15 protein-coding genes and 1 pseudogene are annotated in these 21,712 nt (G+C 44.4%); 13 read left to right on the top strand and 3 right to left on the bottom strand.

The annotated features are described in order from the left end of the window. Positions 1-85: 85 nt before the first annotated feature. Both ACX5J7_RS01420 and pabB read right to left on the bottom strand, forming a co-directional pair. A pseudogene (locus ACX5J7_RS01420) lies at positions 86-659 on the bottom strand (CoA pyrophosphatase). A 48-nt stretch (positions 660-707) separates the two neighbouring features. Next, positions 708-2,168, bottom strand: coding sequence for an aminodeoxychorismate synthase component I (gene pabB / locus ACX5J7_RS01415; RefSeq protein WP_498705839.1), 1,461 nt, complete (start codon positions 2,166-2,168; stop codon positions 708-710). A gap of 287 nt (positions 2,169-2,455) precedes the next feature. Between pabB and ACX5J7_RS01410 the strand changes: the two genes are divergently transcribed. Both ACX5J7_RS01410 and rmuC read left to right on the top strand, forming a co-directional pair. Continuing rightward, positions 2,456-3,985 carry a fumarate hydratase gene (locus tag ACX5J7_RS01410; RefSeq protein WP_015067253.1) on the top strand — a complete coding sequence of 510 codons (1,530 nt, stop codon included), beginning with the start codon at positions 2,456-2,458 and terminating at the stop codon, positions 3,983-3,985. Positions 3,986-4,209: 224 nt separating this feature from the next. Then, entirely contained in the window at positions 4,210-5,499 is a 1,290-nt protein-coding gene (gene rmuC / locus ACX5J7_RS01405) for a DNA recombination protein RmuC (RefSeq protein WP_498705837.1), read from the top strand. Between the two features lie 44 nt (positions 5,500-5,543). Here the strand turns inward: rmuC and ACX5J7_RS01400 are convergent, their stop codons facing one another. After that, positions 5,544-9,509 carry a S8 family serine peptidase gene (locus tag ACX5J7_RS01400; RefSeq protein WP_287149453.1) on the bottom strand — a complete coding sequence of 1,322 codons (3,966 nt, stop codon included), beginning with the start codon at positions 9,507-9,509 and terminating at the stop codon, positions 5,544-5,546. 521 nt (positions 9,510-10,030) lie between these two features. Here ACX5J7_RS01400 and ACX5J7_RS01395 point away from each other — a divergent pair. From ACX5J7_RS01395 to ACX5J7_RS01345, 11 genes are all read left to right on the top strand, one after another. Further along, positions 10,031-11,218, top strand: a complete 1,188-nt coding sequence (locus ACX5J7_RS01395; RefSeq protein WP_498705835.1) for a thiamine pyrophosphate-dependent dehydrogenase E1 component subunit alpha — start codon at positions 10,031-10,033, stop codon at positions 11,216-11,218. Continuing rightward, positions 11,218-12,195 (top strand): alpha-ketoacid dehydrogenase subunit beta, encoded by a 978-nt coding sequence (locus tag ACX5J7_RS01390; protein ID WP_278385690.1) that lies wholly within the window; start codon positions 11,218-11,220, stop codon positions 12,193-12,195. The genes ACX5J7_RS01395 and ACX5J7_RS01390 overlap by 1 nt, the downstream gene beginning before the upstream one ends. A 17-nt stretch (positions 12,196-12,212) precedes the next feature. Then, complete coding sequence (locus ACX5J7_RS01385) at positions 12,213-13,874, top strand: dihydrolipoyllysine-residue acetyltransferase (RefSeq protein ID WP_015067256.1); 1,662 nt, start codon at positions 12,213-12,215, stop codon at positions 13,872-13,874. 168 nt (positions 13,875-14,042) lie between these two features. Next, complete coding sequence (locus tag ACX5J7_RS01380) at positions 14,043-14,921, top strand: 23S rRNA (adenine(2030)-N(6))-methyltransferase RlmJ (protein WP_012518447.1); 879 nt, start codon at positions 14,043-14,045, stop codon at positions 14,919-14,921. Between the two features lie 93 nt (positions 14,922-15,014). After that, positions 15,015-16,889, top strand: a complete 1,875-nt coding sequence (locus tag ACX5J7_RS01375) for a protein kinase domain-containing protein (protein WP_498705832.1) — start codon at positions 15,015-15,017, stop codon at positions 16,887-16,889. After that, the gene (gene tesB / locus ACX5J7_RS01370) at positions 16,882-17,742 is read left to right on the top strand and encodes an acyl-CoA thioesterase II (RefSeq protein ID WP_498705830.1); all 861 of its coding nucleotides are present in this window, start codon (positions 16,882-16,884) and stop codon (positions 17,740-17,742) included. Before ACX5J7_RS01375 ends, tesB begins: the two co-directional genes overlap by 8 nt. A gap of 10 nt (positions 17,743-17,752) precedes the next feature. Beyond that, positions 17,753-18,277 (top strand): gamma carbonic anhydrase family protein, encoded by a 525-nt coding sequence (locus ACX5J7_RS01365; RefSeq protein WP_498705828.1) that lies wholly within the window; start codon positions 17,753-17,755, stop codon positions 18,275-18,277. Between the two features lie 501 nt (positions 18,278-18,778). Then, positions 18,779-19,900, top strand: a complete 1,122-nt coding sequence (locus tag ACX5J7_RS01360) for a pyridoxal-phosphate-dependent aminotransferase family protein (protein ID WP_498705827.1) — start codon at positions 18,779-18,781, stop codon at positions 19,898-19,900. 319 nt (positions 19,901-20,219) lie between these two features. After that, entirely contained in the window at positions 20,220-20,936 is a 717-nt protein-coding gene (locus ACX5J7_RS01355) for an SIMPL domain-containing protein (RefSeq protein WP_498705826.1), read from the top strand. A 12-nt stretch (positions 20,937-20,948) separates the two neighbouring features. Beyond that, complete coding sequence (locus tag ACX5J7_RS01350) at positions 20,949-21,404, top strand: free L-methionine (R)-S-oxide reductase MsrC (protein WP_012518487.1); 456 nt, start codon at positions 20,949-20,951, stop codon at positions 21,402-21,404. A gap of 2 nt (positions 21,405-21,406) precedes the next feature. Continuing rightward, on the top strand, positions 21,407-21,697 hold the full coding sequence (locus tag ACX5J7_RS01345; protein ID WP_012518488.1) for a hypothetical protein: 291 nt from the start codon (positions 21,407-21,409) through the stop codon (positions 21,695-21,697). The last annotated feature ends 15 nt before the right edge of the window (positions 21,698-21,712 follow it).

The following is a 21,712-nucleotide window of genomic DNA, read 5'->3' as shown; positions in this document are numbered from 1 at the left end:
GGCATAGAACGTATTGTTAGCGGTATAACCACGTGTGTTTATACGCAGTGCTACGGGCTTAACCTGAAGTATGAATGTACGTGACCTAGGGGTGGATATGATGGGAAAGGTTACGCAGCATCGCTGCTGTCGCCCCCCATATCATTCTTTCTTGCCAAGGAATAAAGTAAATAGGGAAGGCTTTTTTATCTCGGTGGGTTGTATGAACAAGGTGGTTTTTGCGATTTAACACATGAGCTAGGGGAACCTCGAACACGCTCTCTACCTCGTTTTTATCGATAACGGGGGTAAAGTCGGGGTTAACAAAGCCTACTACTGGCGCAATTTCATAGCCGCTGATGGTGCGGTATCTTGGTAGCATGCCTACCACATCAACGTGGCTTGAAGGAAGGCCAACTTCTTCTTCTGCTTCCCTTAGTGCAGCATCGAACAGCGTGTTGTCTGAGCTATCTACCGCGCCGCCTGGGAAGCTTATTTGTCCAGGGTGGTGTTTCAGGTGATGGGCCCGTTCTGTAAGTAATAGTCGAAGTGAATTTCCGTAATCAATCAGTGGGATTAATACCGCAGCCGGACGACCTGTTTTTTGTTAAAGGAAAATCAGGTTCAATGTGAGGCTGCCTAAAGTGATGAAATTGAGATAGAAATTCGTTTCGTGTCATGGCCTTCTAATAATAGTTGCAAACAAGGTTGCTTGTATACTCTTTCAATTATTGGTTTATCGATTCAAGTACCGGCAGTATCTTCGAGACTTTGTCGAGGGTTTCTTGGTATTCTTCACTGGGTACTGAATCTAAAACAATACCACCGCCGGCCCAACAATGTAATCGGTTATTCTCTGCCAATACTGTTCTAATACAAATGCTTGAGTCCATGTCCTCACGGTAACCCATGTAAAAAACACTACCGCAATAAATATTACGTCGGTGTGGCTCTAGTTCATCAATGACTTCCATTGCACGAATTTTAGGGGCGCCAGTAATAGAGCCGCCGGGAAAGGCTGCCGCTAACAACTCAAGTGGTGAGGCGGTTTCGTTTAGCTCTCCGGTAACCGTACTGACTAAATGATGAACCGCTTCATAGCTTTCAAGGGCAAAGAGTGCAGGTACTTTTACCGAATGGGGCTTACAGTGCTTCGAAATGTCGTTTCGCAGCAAATCGACAATCATCAGGTTTTCAGAGCGATCCTTTTCTGCTGATAGCAGACTATCAGCACTCGCTTTATCCTTTAACGGGTTCTTAAATCGTGGACGCGTGCCCTTAATCGGCTTAGTTTCAACTATGCCATCCTTAATCCGCAAAAACCGCTCCGGTGAAATAGAAGCAATACAGCCGTCCGGCAGGTTGAAATACGCAGAGAACGGCGCTTGGTTTTGATTGCGTAGTTCACAGTACGCTTGCCAAATATTACCTTCATATGATGCAGTAAAACGTTGCGCCATATTAACTTGGTAACAGTCCCCAGCACGCAGATAGCCCTCGATGGTGGCTAAACTTTTTTTATACTCATGCTTAGACAGGTTTGATGTAAACGGCGTTGTTAACTTGAAATCTGAAGGCACAGTATCAGTGGCAACTTTTTTACTGCTGTCAGGGGCAGCAAAAAATGATGTTAAGGGGGCGTTATCTACTGAGCAGTAGTAGATATGGCCAGTTTGGGTATCTTCGATAAGCGAACGTAAATATAGCCCAACGGTAAAGTCAGGCGTCGCGTAGTCGTCTTTCGCAACACTTGGCAATGCTTCATAGAAACGCCCTGTGTCATAACCCGCCATGCCCGCCACACCAACGATAAAGGGTAGGTGGGATGTGTCGAAGTCTGCATCTGCATTTATTACTACATTATTTAACTGTGAGTGCAAGTGTTGTTCGACGGCCTCGAAAGGGCGCTGCAGAAGGGCCTCACGCTTTGACGTAGAGACATCCACCAAGGTTACTTCATCGCCCTTAGCTTCAATAACGGATACAGGCGAAAATGCCATTATGTTGTAACGACCATCACTTTTTAAAGAGCCTGATGTGTCAAGCAGAAGGGAATAAGGTAGCGATGCCACCTGTTCAAAAAGCGTATTGAATGGCTCATGTGTGTTGTGATGTAAACCGACAATATTTAAGAGCGCTTCTTTCGTATAGCGAGACACATAGACGTGTAAGGGATATGCGTGTGACATAGGTAAATACAATACTTCTTTTTAAGGTCGTGACATTTCTTCAAACGCTTTGTTGAGAACCATTTTTAACTCAATTACAAAGCATTTTACGTGTACAACTACATAACGTTATGTTAATAATCCAGCGCGTCTAATACCGTTTTAGAAAGGCAAGGCGACATAGCTTTTAAAAATAGCTGGAATTAGCATTATGCGTATGGTTTTACATGGTGCGATGCCTTTAGATGCGCTAGTATACGCTTTTTTAGATAGCTAAGACCACGAAAGCCAAATAAAAAGAGGATGTCATGACCGTTATCCGTCAACAAGACTTCATTGACAGCATTGAAGATGCCCTGCAGTTCATTTCTTACTACCACCCACTCGATTACGTAAAAGCCGTAGAAGAAGCGTATAACAAAGAACAGAGCCAAGCTGCGAAAGACGCTATGGCGCAAATTCTTATCAACTCTCGCATGTCAGCAGAGGGCAAACGCCCACTTTGTCAAGACACGGGTATTGTAACCTGCTTTGTTAAAGTGGGGATGGGTGTAACGTGGGATAAAACCGACATGACCGTTCAGGAGATGGTTGATGAAGGTACCCGTCGTGCATACCTTAATCCAGATAACCCGCTGCGTGCGTCAATTGTGGCAGACCCTGCTGGCGCCCGTAAAAACACCAAAGATAACACGCCATCTGTGGTTCACATTGATATGGTGGCAGGTGAAAAAATTGAGGTGATGATCGCGGCAAAAGGTGGCGGCTCTGAAAACAAATCTAAAATGGTAATGCTTAACCCGAGCGATGATATTGCTGATTGGGTGGTTAAAACGCTACCAACAATGGGGGCGGGCTGGTGTCCACCCGGTATGCTTGGAATAGGTATAGGCGGTACAGCTGAAAAAGCAGCGGTACTTGCTAAAGAAAGCCTGATGGACCCTGTCGATATACAAGAGTTGATTGAACGTGGCCCACAAACTACCGATGAAAAGCTTCGCTTAGAAATTTTTGACCGCGTAAATAAACTCGGTATTGGCGCGCAAGGTTTAGGTGGTTTAACAACGGTAGTGGATGTGAAGATCAAATCCCTGCCTACACACGCCGCTTCTAAGCCTGTAGCCATGATCCCTAACTGCGCTGCGACACGTCATGCACATTTTTATTTAGACGGTTCAGGCCCGGCAGAGCTAACGCCACCTAAGCTTGAAGACTGGCCAGAAGTAACATGGGAAGTGAGTGAAAATACCCGCCGTGTAAACCTTGATGAAGTGACCAAGGATGATATTCAAGAGTGGAAAGTAGGCGAGACCGTCTTACTATCGGGTAAAATGCTTACAGGTCGTGATGCAGCGCATAAACGTATTCAAACTATGATGGAAAACGGCGAAGGGCTTCCCGAAGGCGTTGACCTAACCAACCGCTTTATTTATTACGTTGGCCCAGTTGACGCTGTAGGCGATGAAGTTGTAGGCCCTGCTGGCCCCACGACGGCGACGCGTATGGATAAATTCACCGATATGATGTTAGAAGAAACCGGCCTAATCGGCATGATTGGTAAAGCAGAGCGCGGCCCTGCTACGGTTGACTCAATCGCTAAACACAAAGCGGTGTATTTAATGGCAGTAGGTGGTGCAGCTTACTTAGTGTCTAAAGCAATTAAAAACGCGCGCGTTGTCGCTTTTGAAGATTTAGGTATGGAAGCCATCTACGAGTTTGACGTTGTTGATATGCCAGTTACGGTCGCTGTCGATAGTACAGGTGCCAATGCGCATAAAAATGGTCCAGCCATTTGGAAAGCAAAGATTGAAGAGTTAGACGCGTCGCTATCTAAATAGAGGCCAGCTTATGTTGAGCGACTGCATTATATTCGCTTAACTCATGCTCTAGTTCATAAAAAACAGGTGCGTATGCACCTGTTTTTGTATCTTTTATTAACCTTACCGTTAAGAGTGCGTACCAAAAATTCGCACCCTTAGTAGATAACGCGACCGCTGATGTTGGTAAACGCGGTTAGATTTGTTTATAGTGCTGTACAAAATAACAGTATGAAGTTAGCACTATGTTTTCCAACCTTATTTCCAGCGAACCCACTGCATTTTTAATTGCGTTTCTTGGTCTTGGCGTACTCGCGCTCTATTTATTCATTCGTAGCCAGACAGTGGCCGCGCGAATGAAGCATGTCACTACACAATGTGAACAATTACAAACTGAATTAAATAGTGAGCGAATCACTAGCGCCAAGTTACACGCACAAAATGAAGCGCATCAAGCACGCATCCAGGCGCTTCACACCGCGCATGAAGATAAACTTGCTGCGATGAACGCGTCTGAGCAGCGCTTACATACCCAGTTTGAAAACCTCGCAAACCGAATATTTGAAGAGAAGCAGCAGCGTTATACACAGCAAACTAAACACAATATTGAAGCGGTGCTTGCACCGTTTAAAAACGAATTAGACGGGTTTAAGCGCCAAATCTCTGAGCAGCATATCCGCGAAGGTCAAGAACGCGCGTCGCTTAAAACAGAAATATTAAGTCTTAAAGCACTTAATCAGAAAATCACTGAAGAAGCCGCCGCATTAACCAATGCACTAAAAGGCGACAATAAAAAACAAGGTAATTGGGGCGAGGTAGTATTAGAGCGAATTCTAAAAGAGTCAGGTTTACGAGAAGGTCACGAGTTCGAAACGCAAATGTCTGCTACCTCTGAACAAGGCAAACGCTTCCAGCCTGATGTTGTTGTGCACTTACCCAATGACAAAGACGTCATAATAGATTCGAAAGTGAGCCTCGCCGCTTATGAGCGCTACTTCAACTGTGAAGATGATACAGAAAAAGCCCAACACCTTGCGCAACATGTTGCGTCTATTAAAGGCCACATCAAAGGCCTAGGAGCTAAAGACTATCAAACGTTACAGGGCATTAAAACGCTCGACTATGTGTTGCTTTTCATTCCTATTGAGCCTGCATTTCTTATTGCAGTTGAAGAAGAGCCAGAGCTTGTTACCACCGCGCTTAATCACAATATTATGCTGGTTAGCCCTACAAACTTATTAGTTGCTCTTAGAACGATTAATAACATCTGGCAATACGAATACCAAAACCAAAACGCACAGCTTATCGCCGACCAGGCAGCTAAACTTTATGACAAGTTTGTTGGCTTTGTTACTGATATGGAAAAAGTAGGGAAGTCAATAGACAGTGCCCATACCAGTTACGAACAGGCTATGAACAAACTAACCAGTGGAAGAGGCAATATTGTAAGGCAGATAGAGAAGTTTCGGGAGCTTGGGGTGCAGCCTAGTAAACGAATGTCACAACATTTGCAGCAACTTTCTCAAGATGATTAAAAAAGGCCGCTTTAAAAGCGGCCTTTCTAGTTTAACGTAAAACGTTACGAACGTTTCATGCGTCTACGTAGGTATACCGCTGGCGCTAGAAGCAATGCAATCCAGCCCATAGAACCACCAGACTTATCGTTAACTATAATAGTCACGCTGTCTGTTGTCGTATCGATACCGTCTGTTGCTGTTACTTGTACCGTAACACGATTTGCTTGCTCGTGACTTGGTGCAGTACCAGTAAATGACGTTGTTTCAACACCGTCGATAGTAATAGTAACGTCATCACCATCTGCGTCAGTTGCTGAAGCAGTTACAGTAAATGATTCACCTTCATCAACGCTTGATGGCGCAGAGATTGAAAGTACAGGAGCATCTTGTACGCCTGCAACGGCTACTGATACCGTGCCTTCGCCAATGATGTCACCTTCTACCACTTCGCCTTCATCTGTAGTAGTACCCTCTACCTGAACTGTGTAGGTGAATGAGTCTTCACCGAAGAAGTCTGCGTTTGGCGTGTAGGTTACCGTACCATCGTCATTAACCGTCACTGTGCCGTTTGCTGCTTCAGTAGTTACTTCAACAGTTGACGGGTCTAACTCTTCTCTATCAACTTCAATAGGCGTATATGTCCTAAAGTCACCTGATAGTGAATCCATCTCAAACGTATTGAAGATGATATCTTCCTTCTCGTTTGCCAAGATGTTAGCTGTAATAGAGGCATCCTCGTCAACTGAAAGCGTGTCATCCATTAGCTCACCCGCTGGCTTTACTGAACCGCTATAGCTCACTGTAATTTGATCACCTGGGATGGTAACGATACCAAATTCATCACCCTCTACTGGTAGAGAACCTGTAACGCCAGTGCTTAACTGTGCAGCATGAGTATAACCAACGGTACCTGTCGCATCTTCAAAACCTACAACAGCAGGGGTGTTGTTAGGGCTCATAGGTCCATATGCAAACGAGAATGTTTCAGCACTCGCATCGTACCAAATTTGGAAATTTACGCTTGTACCCTCTTGCCCCCATAGCATCGCATTTTCCCATTCAACTACGAAATAGCTATCAGTACCGGCACTCAAGTTTTGAGCATATATATTGCCGGTGCCTATATCATTATCGGCAGTGCCTTTAAGGTTGAGGTCCGTCCAGTAAGGAGCAATAACATTATTAGGCTCTTGAGAACCAGGTAACTCATGGGGTCTGTATTCGGTAACGCTACCCGATGCCGTCCCTAAAGAAATAAATCCATTTGAAGAAATTTGCACACTTGTATACGTTTGACCCATATATTCTATGCCCACAACTGGTTCAACAGTTATCACTGTATCATCACATTCTGAACTACAGACTAAAGGCTGTGCAAAAGATAGGTTACGCATTGGAAAATAACCAAACGGCGCTGCTGTTTCAACGAGTTCAAGCGTTGCAGTGTTCAATGCCCCTTCCCAGCGAACTTCACGTTTTTCTGCATCGTAAGTTACTGGCTCTTGGTTGCCGTTTTTGACTGCTGAAATACTAGAAACGTCGATATCGTACTTTTCATCAACGGTTGAAGTTACGCCGATTAGGCCTGTCACACCTTGGTTAGTGACTGATGCAGATGTTCTAACCACTTCATTCTCTGATGCAAACTCATTGCTAACCGAGCTGTTGAATAACTCAGGCTCGTCGGTGTTAATAGGATAAATGGCAATAGGGATGAAGTAATCCGTTGTTTCATCATTAGTATCCGCCCAGTTAATACCACCGAATAACCATTCTCCAGAATCTACAAGTGATACATCTACCGAAACCATGATCTGTGCAGATGCACCAGCAGGTAAGGTTGCCAATGCAGGCGTAACCGTTGCAACAATATTCTCATCATCAAACATTGTGGTTGCATCAACTGTCACATCAGCGTCGCTTGTATTAGTAACAGTTACAGACATGTCGCAAGTAATATAACACTCAGATGAAACGAGACTTAAATCGCTGTACGTCAGCTCAACTGATGTTGCACGTGGCAAGTCTAGGCGGCCCGCACCCATGTCAAAGTTGTCAGCTTGTGTAGCAGCGTCTTCTTTTAATACGTCACGAATAGATGAAGTAACAAGCGCGCTCTTAATTTGCTGTGCAGTCCAATCTGGGTGCATCTGCTTAATGAGTGCCGCTGCACCAGCCACGTGTGGTGACGCCATAGACGTACCGCCTTTAAACGAGAAGCTCTCGCCTTCGTGTCCCGGTGCGTCTGGAGATTCACCAGAGAAAATTCTAACGCCAGGCGCAGCAATGTTAGGCTTCAAGAACGTAGGGTCGCCGTTAGGACCACGTGAGCTAAAGTCGGCCATGATATCTGCCAAGCTATCAGATACAACGCGAACTACTTCTGCACCAATTGTGATATTAACCGCTTCTTCAGACTCTGAGATTAGTGTTGCTAACTCTTGACCCGGGGTTGCAGGGATCATGAATGAAGGAACCGTCTGGTCTGGGCTAAGGCCGCCCATTAAGATTGGGGCTTCTCCGCGACCATCCACATTGTGAACAACGACCGCAACAGCACCCGCAGCTTCAGCGTTTTCAATCTTTGTTACAAAACCACAAGTACCGCGGCTAACTAGAGCAATCGCTCCTTCAAACACAGAATCATCGGCAAAAGGCTCACATGCTTCAACATTTTCTGCATTAACTGCACCAGCGTAAACAACAGGGGCTGTTAGTGCAGTGTCAAAAACGATGTTAGGGTTTCCAACAGAGTAAAGCGCTGGAATGGTACCAATTGAAGTGTCACCTTCAATCGTCAACTCGTTAGCAAATAGGCGGGCTGTGGTTGTTGCCGCCACAGTAATAACGTCGTCAGAGCAACCAGGACAACCGATTGAGGTTTCGAGTGGGCCATCGTTACCCGCTGCAAATACCGTAACAACACCGGCATCGTGCATGGCTTCTAATACATCTTCATAAACAGAGCCGTTAGGGTTGCCGCCAGCGCCGCCGCCCCATGAGTTATTTACAACATCAGCGCCGTCTGTCAGTGCAGCTTCAAGCATTGAAAGCAACATAGACGATGCGCCGCTTGAAGAAGCGGGGTTTGCAGGCGTTGCATACAGGCCTTTATAAGCCATCAAATAAGCCGCTGGCGCAACCCCTGAAATTTCTGCCTCTGCGCCATCGCGTTCTGCCATAACGCCGTAGTTACCTACTGCAGTACCGGCTACGTGAGTGCCGTGACCGTTAAAACCTAGCGGGCTTTCATATTCTTCTTCTACAACACTAAAGCCTTCAACGATTTCAGCAGCACGAGCAACGATTAGCTTGTTGTTACAAAAGTCAGGAACTTCTGAACAGTAATCATCAGTTGGAAGGGTGTCTGCGGCAGGAGCCGTAAAGTTCTCACCGCTAAACAAAGGGTTCTCTGGGCGAATACCACTATCGATAATGGCTACTTTAACACCAGCACCGGCGCTTTCTTTACCGCCAAACTGTTCCCACGTCTCAACGGCACCAATTAGGTCCAAACTTGCGTCCATTTGGGCATGATGAATTACATCAGGATATACCGCTTTTACCGTTGACAGGCTTGAAAGTTTATCAAGCGCACTTTTCGATACGATACCCGCAAAACCGTTGAACGCCGCTGTATAAGACAAATCAGCTTTAAAGGATTTGTCGAATGCTTTAATTGTTTGGATAACAGATTGCTGTTGCGTTTCTAGGAACGATTTATATTCTTTCGCTGCGTTAGACTCAAAGTTAACTTTCTGCCCCTTGTGCGCAGACATACTGTTTACGCTTGGGTTTACTGCGCTGAATTGCGCCATTGGTACGTCATGTAACTGAACGATAACACGTACACTGTCACTGCTAGCTTGAATTGCATTGGCTAGAATATTTTTCTTATCGAAAGAGGCTTCGATTGCATTGCGTTGCTCAACGCTATGGCCGGAAATTTGGTTGGAAATTGCTAACGCGCCAAAAGCAGAACCTGCTAATGCCGTAGCAACTACGGTACTGATTAGTGTTTTTTTCATAATTATTCTCGTGTGAATAGTTCCCTGGAGTCCGGCGGCTTTTTAGGTCGATTTTAAAGGTCATTCGCCTTTATTTATGTGCCGTTTGTCGCCGTGACTATCTATTACTAGCACACTTTTATTTGTTTTGTAACGTGTGTTTCAGTAATACACACTTTACACATTTTGTTACATTTGAAGAGGGAATATAATTTTGAAATTTAACTAGATTAATAAGTGAAAAACGCGGTTCTTTTTGCATTAAATTGTAATTTAATTACATGTTTTCTCTGTCTAATAGAAGAGATAGAACGAAGACGCTCCCTTCAAATGAAATATTTATCCTAACTATTTATCAATATTTTTACATGGCATTTACTTTATTAGGATGGATATCCCCACAAGGGCACATCATTGAGTATGGCTATCTCATGCATTTGCTAAATCCTTGGCGAATAAAAAGGACGCTCCTGCTTCCTCTCTACTAGCATAGTCATTCACTATAAAGTCGCTATTAGCCCTCAGTTTTAAGGGGAACAAACGTGAAAGACAGAAACCATTTGGCCGAAGTAAAAACAACAAATAAGGTCGAGATTATTTCTAAAGGGGTGGTTGATATCCCTATGTTGCAGGTTCTTTCTGAACAGGGAGAACTTATTAAAAACGCCCAAGAGCCTAACATCGACAAGGAAGAGGCATTAAAAATTTTTAATACCATGCATTACATCCGAGTATTAGATGAACGCATGGTAGGTGCACAGCGCCAAGGTCGTATTAGTTTCTATCTCGCCAGTACGGGTGAAGAGGCGGCTTCGGTAGCGAGTGCGGCTGCGCTTTCAAATGATGACATGATCATGTCTCAATACCGCGAACAGGGTGCGCTTGCCTATCGCGGTTACACTACAGATCAGTTCATGAATCAAATGTTCAGCAATAAAGACGACCCAAATAAGGGACGTCAAATGCCTATCCATTACGGAGACAAAACCCTTAATTTCATGACAATTTCTTCGCCCCTAGGGACGCAGATTCCCCAAGCATCCGGTTATGCTTACGGGCAAAAAATGTCGGGTAAAGATGTTGTCACTATATGTTACTTCGGTGAAGGTGCTGCATCAGAGGGAGATTTTCACGCGGGGTTAAATATGGCTGCGGTACTTAATTGCCCGGTTATATTCTTCTGCCGAAATAACGGCTACGCCATTTCAACACCAGCAGAAGAGCAGTTTGCTGGCGACGGTATTGCGTCAAGAGGGCTAGGCTATGGAGTAAAAACCATTCGCGTAGATGGAAACGATGCTCTTGCGATCTATGCGGCAACCAAAGAAGCCCGTCGCATCGCTATAGAAGAAAAATGCCCTGTACTTATCGAAGCAATGACATATCGCTTAGCTGCACACTCTACGTCGGATGACCCGACAGGGTATCGCTCTCGTGAAGAAGAAGACAAGTGGCGAGCCAAAGACCCTATTGCTCGAATGGCGAAATGGTTAGAGAGCAAAGGGTGGTACAACGAAGCCGACAATCAAAAACGCGTAGAGAAAGCGCGTCAAGATGTATTGGCTGCAATGAAAAACTGCGAGAAAACCGATATATGTGCCGTTGAGGACATTGTTGAAGACGTGTATGACACACCACCTTGGCACCTAAAAGAACAAATAAACGAGCTTAAGTCACATATCAAAAAGTACCCGAAGATGTACCTTAAAACCGCAGGGAGAGTGAAGTAATGGCGAAGATGAACTTACTACAGGCTATCAATAACGCGCTCATCACAGCCATGACCGACGATGAAAAAGTCATGGTTTTCGGTGAAGATGTTGGCCATTTCGGCGGTGTTTTTCGTGCAACGAGTCATCTACAAGAGAAGTTTGGTAAAGGTCGCTGTTTCAATACGCCGCTAACCGAACAGGGCATCATCGGATTTGCCAATGGTTTGGCATCCCAAGGCTCGGTGCCTGTGGCCGAAATTCAGTTTGGTGATTATATCTTTCCCGCTTTCGATCAAATAGTAAACGAAACCGCAAAATGGCGATATCGCTCTGGTGGACAGTTCGATGTGGGCACGTTAACTATTCGTACTCCTTATGGTGGTGGGATTGCTGGCGGTCATTACCACAGTCAATCGCCCGAAGCCTTTTTTGCCCATTGCCCGGGTTTGAAAATTGTAATCCCACGCAACCCTTACCAGGCCAAGGGGCTGTTACTGGCGTCAATCCGTGATAAAAACCCGGTGTTGTTTATGGAGCCTAAGCGTTTGTACCGCGCTTCGGTGTCTGATGTACCAGAAGAAGATTATGAGTTGCCGTTAGGTAAAGCCGACATAGTACAAGAAGGTAGCGATATTACGTTACTAGGGTGGGGTGCTCAAATCGAAATACTGCAAAAAGCTGCTGAGATGGCGTTAGAAGATGGCGTGTCATGCGAAATAATCGACTTGCGCAGTATTTTACCGTGGGATGCTGAAACCGTTATGCAGTCGGTAATGAAAACAGGACGATTACTGGTTAACCATGAAGCACCGCTTACAGGGGGCTTTGCTAGCGAAATAGCTGCAACCATACAAGAACGCTGTTTCTTGTACCTTGAAGCACCTATAGCTAGGGTCTGTGGTCTTGATACGCCATATCCATTGGCACATGAAAAAGAATATATGCCAGATGAAACTAAAACCTACGAAGCGATTAAGCGTACGCTTCATTATTAAAACCGGGAGACGATGATATGACAATTGAATTTATCTTACCGGATATTGGTGAAGGTATTGTTGAATGTGAACTGCTTGAGTGGTTAGTGTCAGAGGGAGAGCACATAGAGGAAGACCAGCCTGTTGCTGAAGTTATGACAGACAAAGCCACGGTTCAAATTCCTGCTATGCATGCAGGTGTAGTGAACAAACTTCATTACGCCGTTGGCGATATAGCGAAAGTTCACGCGCCGCTTTTTTCCATGACGCCGGATGCAACGGATATAGCGCATAATGAACAGGCATCAGCCGACGCTGCTGTAGACACCACCGATGTGGTTGTAGACCTGCCAACTTCGACTTCAAACGCGAATGCAAATAAACAGGTTGAAGATTTTATCTTACCAGACATTGGTGAGGGAATTGTTGAATGTGAAATCGTTAAGTGGAACGTATCTGAAGGCGATGTCATAGAAGAAGACCAGGCTGTCGTTGAAGTAATGACAGATAAAGCGGTGGTTGAAATACCGGCAAAGAACGCGGGAACGGTACATCGACTGTATTACGCACAAGGTGATATAGCTAAGGTCCATAGCGCGCTGTTTTCATTAGAAGTAGAGGGAGGCACTGACCAGTCAGAAAGTCATTCGACTTATCAAGGAACGAGTGCTGAAAAAGCACGGTCTTCAGAAGCAACAACTAAGCAACAGACGTCAACTACGGTAGAGCTGTCAAAATTTAAAGAAGGTGAGTTTGAGCCTCCGGTTGCGATACCTGGTAAAGTGTTGGCAAGTCCGGCTGTAAGACGGGTTGCTCGAGAAAATAACATCGATTTGAATACCGTTAAGGGTTCCGGGAAGAAAGGCCGTATTCTAAAAACTGATGTTATAAACCTTGATAGCAACAGTAATGAGACGTCGAAAGAGCAAGCAGCACATAGCACAGCAACGCCTAACGCGTCAGCTAAGCGGGACATCAACACAATAACGCCTGGTGACGTAAGAACTGAAAAAGTGCGCGGTATTCAAGCGGCCATGGCAAAACAGATGTCGGCGTCTGTGTATACCATTCCGCACTTTACGGTAAGCGATGAGCTTGTCATGGACAGCTTAATGGCACTACGTAAACTGCTTAAACCCGAGTTTGAAGCAAAAAATATCAAACTTAGCTTTATGCCATTTTTTGTTAAAGCGATGTCGCTTGCGCTGAATGAATTCCCAGCTATCAACAGTCAGCTAAACGAAGATGCTACCGAGATCAGTTATTTTAGCGATCACAATATTGGTTTTGCCGTAGATTCTAAAATTGGCCTACTGGTTCCCAACATCAAACGGGTTCAAGATTTGTCGCTGCTAGATATTGCAGAACAAATGCAAGACATTATTGAGCAGGCAAGAGCAGGGCGCGTTGCGGGCGAACACTTAAAAGGCGGCACAATTAGTATCTCAAATATCGGTGCTATTGGTGGCATTACCGCTACGCCGGTTATCAATAAACCAGAAGCTGCAATTGTAGCGTTAGGGAAAACGCAAAAGTTACCGCGTTTTGATGAAGAAGGAAACGTGAGCGCACAACACATTATGGCTGTGAACTGGTCTGGCGATCACCGCATCATTGATGGTGCGACTATGGTTCGCTTCAATAATTTGTGGATGAGCTACTTAACGCAACCTGAAAAAATGCTGATGCATCTAAGGTAAACCGCGTAAAAATCGCAACCGCTATGGCCTTGGTCAAGTACCAAGCAAATTGCATTAACAACAAAAGGGTTGATACATAGGCGTATTAACCCTTTTTTGTTTTGTGTACCTCGTGCGGCTATGGCGTTATCATAGGCTATATATGAAAAACAATGTTTCAGAGGTTTTGTGCTTAGTTATCAACACGCATTTCACGCTGGTAATCATGCCGATGTTATAAAGCACCTATGTTGGATAGGCGTTATCAATTCACTAAAGAAGAAAGATAAGCCCTTTACTCTTTTCGATACCCATGCAGGTGCTGGTACGTACGACTTAAACGATGCAATGTCATCGAAAAACAAAGAATACGAAACAGGCATTTCGCGAATTATAAACACGGGCGCTGAACATGATTCGCTACCAGAGCTTTTGAAAAATTATCTGACGTTATGTGAACCCTTCTTAGCAAAGCATCAATACCCCGGGTCACCTGCAATAAGTGCGACAGCGAAACGCGCTACCGATAACTTACACTTAATGGAGCTTCACCCCGCCGAGTTCGATAAGTTAGAAGCCAATATGGGTAAATTGCATTTGCGTAAAATGCATGTTCACAAGCGAGATGGCTACGAAGGTTTAAGAGCGCTTACGCCACCTAAACCTAATCGAGGCGCTATTTTAATAGATCCACCCTACGAGCGCGCATCCGAATATGGCGAGGTAATAAAAGGTGTAGAACAAGTTTTCAAACGTTGGCAACAAGCGCAAATCGTAGTTTGGTACCCCCTATTGTCTGAAAGGGCTGGCGCTAAACATGGGGCAAGCGAACTTATGTGCGATAAGCTTGCCGCCTTAGGAAAGCCCTGTTTTAAAGCCGAGATTTGTGTAGAAAAAAATACTCCAGAAGCGGGCATGTATGGTTCTGGGGTTTTTGTTTTGAACCCACCATGGCAGCTTGATAGCCAACTTGAATCAGCGTTACAGAACGTTGTACTGCAATTAGGCGCAAAAAGCAGTGACAGTAGTGCATCAACCCATGTGAGCTGGATAAACGAAGATCACTGATGGTAGTTCGCCCATGCAGCTAGCGCTGAGTATAGCAAAATTAATGCATGGTCACGCTCGCAGGCAGTGAAACGTTAAAGTGAAAGTAACACGATGTCGCAACTTAAAGGCCTAAAACACTTTTATATACCAGATGAACAGTCAATTTATCTGCTCTCTCACGCCGACGCAAAAAAGCTGAAAGACTGGGTGAATTTATGTATTTCTCAGTTAGAAAGCTTGGGCTATAGGGATATTGAACTGTTAGGTAAAGGGGCCTTTGGTTTCGCGTTTGCAGGCAGCGACCCAAGCGGTGAAGCAAGGGTTTTTAAATTTTCACGAATAACGCTACCTCAGCACGTACAAGACAGACTAGAAGAGGAAGCGTTTATGCTTTCTCACATCAATCACGAGTTTGTCCCTCGCTTTATCGAATACCAACAAATCCGCAAGCAGTCTATCTTAGTAATGGGCTTAGCCCCAGGTGAAGATTTAGAGAAAGTAAGCCTTAAAACCGGGCCTTTACCGCCGCGTATCATCGTAAAAATTGCCGTTCAGGTGGGAGAGCTTTTATCTAACTTCAGGCAATACAGCGAAAACGGCGAAATAAAACCCATTGTTCATGGAGATATTAAACCGTCAAATTTAGTATGGGATAAAGCTACTGAGACGGTTGGGCTTATAGATTGGGGGTCGTCGGTGTTCGCTCAAACAGACATTTCCGGTCAATATGTTGGCAATAATGTCATGGACTTGATGTCTGGTGAGCTTCACCAAACTAATGCGCGACTTGGTGATGTTTATTTTATTGGCGAGGAGCAGCTAAACGGCGCACTTTCAAGCCCACGTTTTGACGAACAGGGGTTAGCCAGTACCCTTTACGCACTAGCGTCGGGTCAATCCTGCCGTTATGGCAGTAAGGTCATTACACCATCGTCGTTAGGCCTGCCTAAAATGTTAGCCAATATATTGGAATATATGCTTAGTGAAGACCCGGTAAAACGGCGCCAGGGCGGTGACTATTTGTTTAATCATCTTCACGTTTTAAAAAACATGGTATTTACCGACGATACGCCTCATCAATACACACCGTTAATTCCTACATGGCTGACTCACACTCGAGCAGATATAGAAACCGTTGTATACAGCTCGAGGAAATCCTATTTAAGGCAGCAAGCGCGTTTAACGAATGGCTTTGATGAAAAAGGTGTAGAGGAATTACGCTATATCGACGATGCTCAGTTTGATCGCTATTATAAAAACTATCTTCAAGGTATGGGCGATACTGAGAAAGCGTTTGTATCGGCAATCAGTAGATTAGGCCGCTATCCTGTTGTTGGCGGCATAGCCGTGCGCTGGGAGCCCGAAGGCATATATGTTGATTCGAGCCTTAATTTATACGATGAAACGTTGAAGGCAGCGTTTGAACTGGCTGTTAATAACGTTATTAACCTGGCTAGCGCCATTCACAAACCCGCCGTTTTTAAGTGCTGTATGTTTAACGCTAAAAATACGCTTCATATTGAGCGTGAGAGCGAGGAAGAAAAATTTATTCCTTCAAAAGCTATGGCTATTCCCTATGAACTATCAAAAGTGTCAGCGCAAAAAGATGAAAGTAGAACTCACTCTTATTTTGAAGATGGCGACGACCCGGATGAGCTACTAAAGCTACCACAAGATATCATTGATACCATTATTCAGCTTAACTCCATACATCACACAGGGTGTATAATATTTGAAGCATTGCCAACTCACCTCAAAATTCACAATTACTATACGTTGCTCGATCATAGTCAAGAGCAGCGGTTTAAAACCCTATTAGCAAAGCTTGTCAAACAAATTCCTAACATAAAAGGGCTAGGCATATCAGGGTTTATGAAGTTACCCTATAAAGATACACGCTTTTTTGAGCACAAAGCAAAATTGCCCGAGAAGTATTATCCGCGAAACCCCAAAGCAGTTATTGAAGAGAACGTACAACATGTCTGAAATTAAACTATCGTCACTATTTGAACTCGAAACAGTGGAAGCTGGCATCTATCGGGGTCAGAGCTGGGATTTAGGCTTTAGAGCTTTATTTGGCGGGCAGGTTTTGGGGCAAGCACTGGCGGCAGCCTATGAGACAGTATCACCAGACAGAGTGGCGCACTCATTTCATACCTACTTCTTATTGCCAGGCGATGCTAAAAAACCGGTTGTTTACGATGTTGAAATAGTACGCGACGGAAGAAGCTTTTCAGCGCGTCGAGTGAAAGCGATACAAGATGGCAGAAATATTTTTTACATGACGGCATCTTTCCAGGTGCCACAAGAAGGTATGGAGCATCAAAACCCCACCATGCCAGACGTTCCGGCGCCTGAAGACGTTCAGTCTGACATAGAGTTTTACGAAGCGAACTTCAACAAAATTGCGCGTCCTATGCAAGAAGCATTGAGCTACCATAAACCGGTAGATATTCGCACTGTAGATGCTGCTAATTCATATCACTCAGCTAAGCGTGAGCCTACTCGTTATATTTGGCTAAAAGCAAGAGACACAATGGATGCGCAATTAGCCGTGCACCAAGCTGCACTTGCTTACGCGTCAGATTACCACTTTCTTAGCACTTCGCTACAGCCACACGGCGTTGCAGTGACCGATAAGTCTCTTCGAATTGCAACCATTGATCATGCTATGTGGTTTCATCGCCCAATTAGCATGAATGAATGGATGTTATATGCAATGGAAAGTCCTTTTAGTGGTGGTTCTAGAGGCTTGGTTAGAGGTCAAATATTTAACCAAAGTGGTGAACTTATTGCCTCAACCATGCAAGAAGGGTTAATGAGAAAAGTAGATGAATAGGGAGATAGGCATGCGTTATAAGTTAGGTTCAGAAACACCTGATGTTCATAAAAGCGTATTTATTGCGCCGGGCGCCCACGTTATTGGTAATGTTGAACTGAAAAAAGGCGCTAGCGTCTGGTTCAATGCCGTAATACGCGGGGATATGGACAAGATAACAGTGGGTGAAAACACTAATATACAAGACGGTAGTGTGCTTCATACAGACGCGGGTATTCCACTAACTCTTGGTACCGGTGTAACTGTTGGGCACAAAGTCATGCTTCACGGGTGTGAAATTGGCGATTATTCGCTGGTGGGAATCAATGCTGTTGTGCTGAACGGCGCTAAAATTGGCAAGTATTGTATTATTGGCGCGAACGCACTAATCACCGAAAACATGGAAATTCCCGATTACAGTTTAGTTGTTGGCTCACCCGGAAAAGTAATCAGAAGTTTCGATAGTAGCGTAGAGCCTAAACTACAAGCGTCGGCGGCGCATTATGTTGAGAACGCTAAAAACTATCTAGCGTCACTAACGTTAATAAACGAGTAGTATCTTTTAGGTTAACTTTCGCGTACCCCATAAAAAATGCCCAGAACAAACGTTCCGGGCCTAGGGGAATGGCTCATTGCTGAGCCGTGCGCTAACTTTTACTGGGAGAGTTCTAACAAAATCTTCCAAACAGAATACTATTATAGAATACGTCTGAATGCTTTTTAAACAATTATTGTGTGAAATTTATCTTACACACCTTAACTTGGGCTAATTGTAGAACTAATTCTATGCTTATCAAGTGACTACAATCTGGTCGGATGTGCTTCGCTCAACGGCTATTTCACTACCCATTTGCTATCTACTTTTATTTAGTGCTTCTTACTTAGCGTTCTATATATACGATTTAGAATCTATAACTAATTTCCCATTCATGTTATTTATCTTGAGAACAGGTGGTTGTTCCTTTTTATTAACATTGTAGTATGTCGAAAGTTATCGTGACTATGGATTACGATATTAATATTATAAACACGCCTTACATCGCTAAGAGGATGGATTATGCAATCGCTATCTACTTTTATTCCCCCTGAACGCACCTTGATGGGACCTGGACCGTCCGACGTTAACCCTCGTATACTGAATGCTATGGCAAGGCCAACACTTGGTCATTTAGACCCGTTGTTCATTGAATTAATGGACCAGACCAAACAACTACTTCAGTACGCTTTTAAAACCGAGAATGCGTTAACAATGCCAATTTCCGCACCTGGTTCGGCGGGAATGGAAGCGTGTTTTGTGAACCTTGTAGAGCAAGGCGATAAAGTCCTGGTTTGCATAAACGGCGTGTTTGGCATGCGCATGGTCGAAAATGTTGAACGCTGTGGCGGGGTAGCGATAACCGTCAACAATACATGGGGCGAGCAAACCGATTTAAATGCAGTAGAAGATGCGTTAAAAGCAGACCCTGCTATCAAGGTACTTGCTTTCGTACACGCCGAAACGTCCACTGGCGTACGTAATGAAGCCCAGGCACTTTGTGCTCTCGCTAAACAGTACGACTGCCTAAGTATCGTTGATGCCGTTACTTCGTTAGGTGGTATTGAGTTAGATGTAGACGGTTGGGAAATTGATGCAATTTATTCAGGTTCACAAAAATGTTTGAGCTGCGTTCCAGGTATTTCACCTGTTTCATTTAGTGAAAGAGCAGTGAACGTTATACAGAACCGGAAAACCAAAGTACAAAGCTGGTTTTTAGATATGAACCTTATTGTTGGCTATTGGGGGCAAGGCGCTAAGCGCGCTTATCACCACACGGCACCAGTAAATAGTATGTATGCCATGTATGAAGCGCTTCTTATTTTAAGAGAAGAGGGATTAGAAAATGCGTGGAAGCGCCATGCCAATGGCCATGCTAAGCTGGCTGCTGGTCTACATGATTTAGGATTAGATTTAACCGTAGATAGCCACTACCGTTTACCTCAGTTAAACGTAGTAAAAATTCCAGAAGGCATAGACGATGCTTCGGTTCGCAAGCAACTGTTGGAAGACTTCAACCTAGAAATAGGCGCTGGCTTGGGTGAACACGCAGGCAAAGTATGGCGCATTGGTTTAATGGGATACGCGTGCAAGCCGCGTAACATCGACCACTGCCTTGCTGCGCTTCGAGCTGTATTAAAGTAAAGCCCCAATGCACAGGCTTTTGTCTCGTAAGCTTAAGCGTCGGTGTTCACCCGCTTGTGAACACCGACGCTAGGACCAGTTGGTTGCCTAAGGGGCAACTATTTTCATCGCTTCCCGGCGCCCTTACCGTATAAAAACTACTTTTCACCGACGTATCAGATAACCTAGCTCATATTCAGTGTTACTATGCGGTTAGCCCGAGTATTCATAAACTATTCAGTTATAAACGCTTATCCTTGGTATTTAGTAATCATTGTCATTTAAGTCTGATGAGACCTAAGATGATTACATTAAATAACACCATCAATAAGGAAACCCTATGAAACTACTTTCGCTTAAAAAAAATGCAATTACTTCAAAAGCGCTTATAGCATCAGCGTTCTTGGCGTTATTAACGCCATTTGTCTGTGCGCAAGCCGCCGAGAGCGCTAGCATAAGTGTACAAGGGGTAGGTGCCATAGAGGTGACGCCCAACGCTTACTCTGTAACGCTTGTTGTGGAAGAGCAGGGCAACACGGTAGGCAAACTCAATACCCAGCTCGATTCAGATTTGCGCGCTATTGTTACGTTCCTGCTTGAGCAGGGCATTGAACAAAAGCATATACAAAGTATGCAAGTTCGCTTACAACCGCGCTATATAAATACGCCTCAAGGTAGACAGCAAGAAGGCTTCACGTTATCTCGCGATATCACTGTTACATCGACTGATTTAGAAACCTATGACAAAGTACTCGATGGCGTACTGAAACGAGGCGTTGACCGCATACAACAATTTAACTTTATTTCTGTTGGTGAAGGTGATGCTTATCAAAAAGCACTTATTGCAGCGGTTAAGAACGCAAAGCAACGTGCACAGTTATTAGCGAAAGAATTAGAGGTTGAAGTAGGTGAAGTAGTTGCAATCTCTGAATCTGGTGGCAATATGCCGATTCCAGTAATGCGCGCCGAAGCTTTTGCCAAAGACATGTCTATGTCGCTGCCTGGTCAAGAACGTATTGAAGCGCGTGTAAATGTCTCATTTAAAATTGTTCAATAGCAGGAATATCGTTTGAAAGAACCACAGTACAGCCAGTTAATCAATCAAGCTAAAAGCTTGGTTTCTGGTGAACACGACCTTATCGCCAATATGGCCAATATCAGTGCGCTTTTATTCAACCACCTTGAAGAAGTGAATTGGGCTGGTTTTTATCTTTACAAAGAAGAACAGCTGGTATTAGGTCCGTTTCAAGGTCAACCCGCATGTATTCGTATTCCACTGGGGAAAGGCGTGTGCGGTACAAGTGCAAGTACTCGTACCGTACAGCGTATTGCTGATGTCCATCAGTTTGAAGGTCATATTGCATGTGATGCAGCATCAAACTCGGAAATTGTCGTTCCTCTTGTGCTAAATGACAGCCTTGTTGGTGTACTTGATATCGACAGTCCTGTATTTGAACGTTTTACAGAAGAAGACGAAAAAGGGCTTGTTGAAATTGCTCAAATTCTTATGGATTCGCAGAAATAGTTATGAAATCCAGTGTTGATATTCACGTTGTTTTATCTACGTTTGAGGATATGGAAGACTTTCACGATGACCCAGATGAGGCATCTGAACGTTTAAACTTTATCCTACATGCCGTTTATGACAACGCCGAAGAAGATATTGAAACACAGCGTTTAGAGCAAATTTTGCACTACGCATGGGAATCTTGGCAACAAGATAGACATTTATTAGAAATAGATGACGACGAATTGCTTGATTGGGTTGACCACACGCTGGCAACTTGGGATGATGCAGTTAACGATGAAATCTCCTGAATAATTTAGAAAGTT

The sequence above is a fragment of the Alteromonas infernus genome, from assembly GCF_902705815.1.
This window is presented reverse-complemented; position numbering and strand designations above follow the sequence as displayed.

Bases quoted from the DNA above. Each gene is read 5' to 3' on its own strand.
- ACX5J7_RS01375 (WP_498705832.1), top strand. From the start codon at position 15,015: ATGTCGCAACTTAAAGGCCTAAAACACTTTTATATACCAGATGAACAG.
- ACX5J7_RS01410 (WP_015067253.1), top strand. From the start codon at position 2,456: ATGACCGTTATCCGTCAACAAGACTTCATTGACAGCATTGAAGATGCC.
- rmuC (WP_498705837.1), top strand. From the start codon at position 4,210: ATGTTTTCCAACCTTATTTCCAGCGAACCCACTGCATTTTTAATTGCG.
- ACX5J7_RS01385 (WP_015067256.1), top strand. From the start codon at position 12,213: ATGACAATTGAATTTATCTTACCGGATATTGGTGAAGGTATTGTTGAA.
- ACX5J7_RS01390 (WP_278385690.1), top strand. From the start codon at position 11,218: ATGGCGAAGATGAACTTACTACAGGCTATCAATAACGCGCTCATCACA.
- ACX5J7_RS01365 (WP_498705828.1), top strand. From the start codon at position 17,753: ATGCGTTATAAGTTAGGTTCAGAAACACCTGATGTTCATAAAAGCGTA.
- tesB (WP_498705830.1), top strand. From the start codon at position 16,882: ATGTCTGAAATTAAACTATCGTCACTATTTGAACTCGAAACAGTGGAA.
- ACX5J7_RS01355 (WP_498705826.1), top strand. From the start codon at position 20,220: ATGAAACTACTTTCGCTTAAAAAAAATGCAATTACTTCAAAAGCGCTT.
- pabB (WP_498705839.1), bottom strand. From the start codon at position 2,168: ATGTCACACGCATATCCCTTACACGTCTATGTGTCTCGCTATACGAAA.
- ACX5J7_RS01345 (WP_012518488.1), top strand. From the start codon at position 21,407: ATGAAATCCAGTGTTGATATTCACGTTGTTTTATCTACGTTTGAGGAT.
- ACX5J7_RS01400 (WP_287149453.1), bottom strand. From the start codon at position 9,509: ATGAAAAAAACACTAATCAGTACCGTAGTTGCTACGGCATTAGCAGGT.
- ACX5J7_RS01360 (WP_498705827.1), top strand. From the start codon at position 18,779: ATGCAATCGCTATCTACTTTTATTCCCCCTGAACGCACCTTGATGGGA.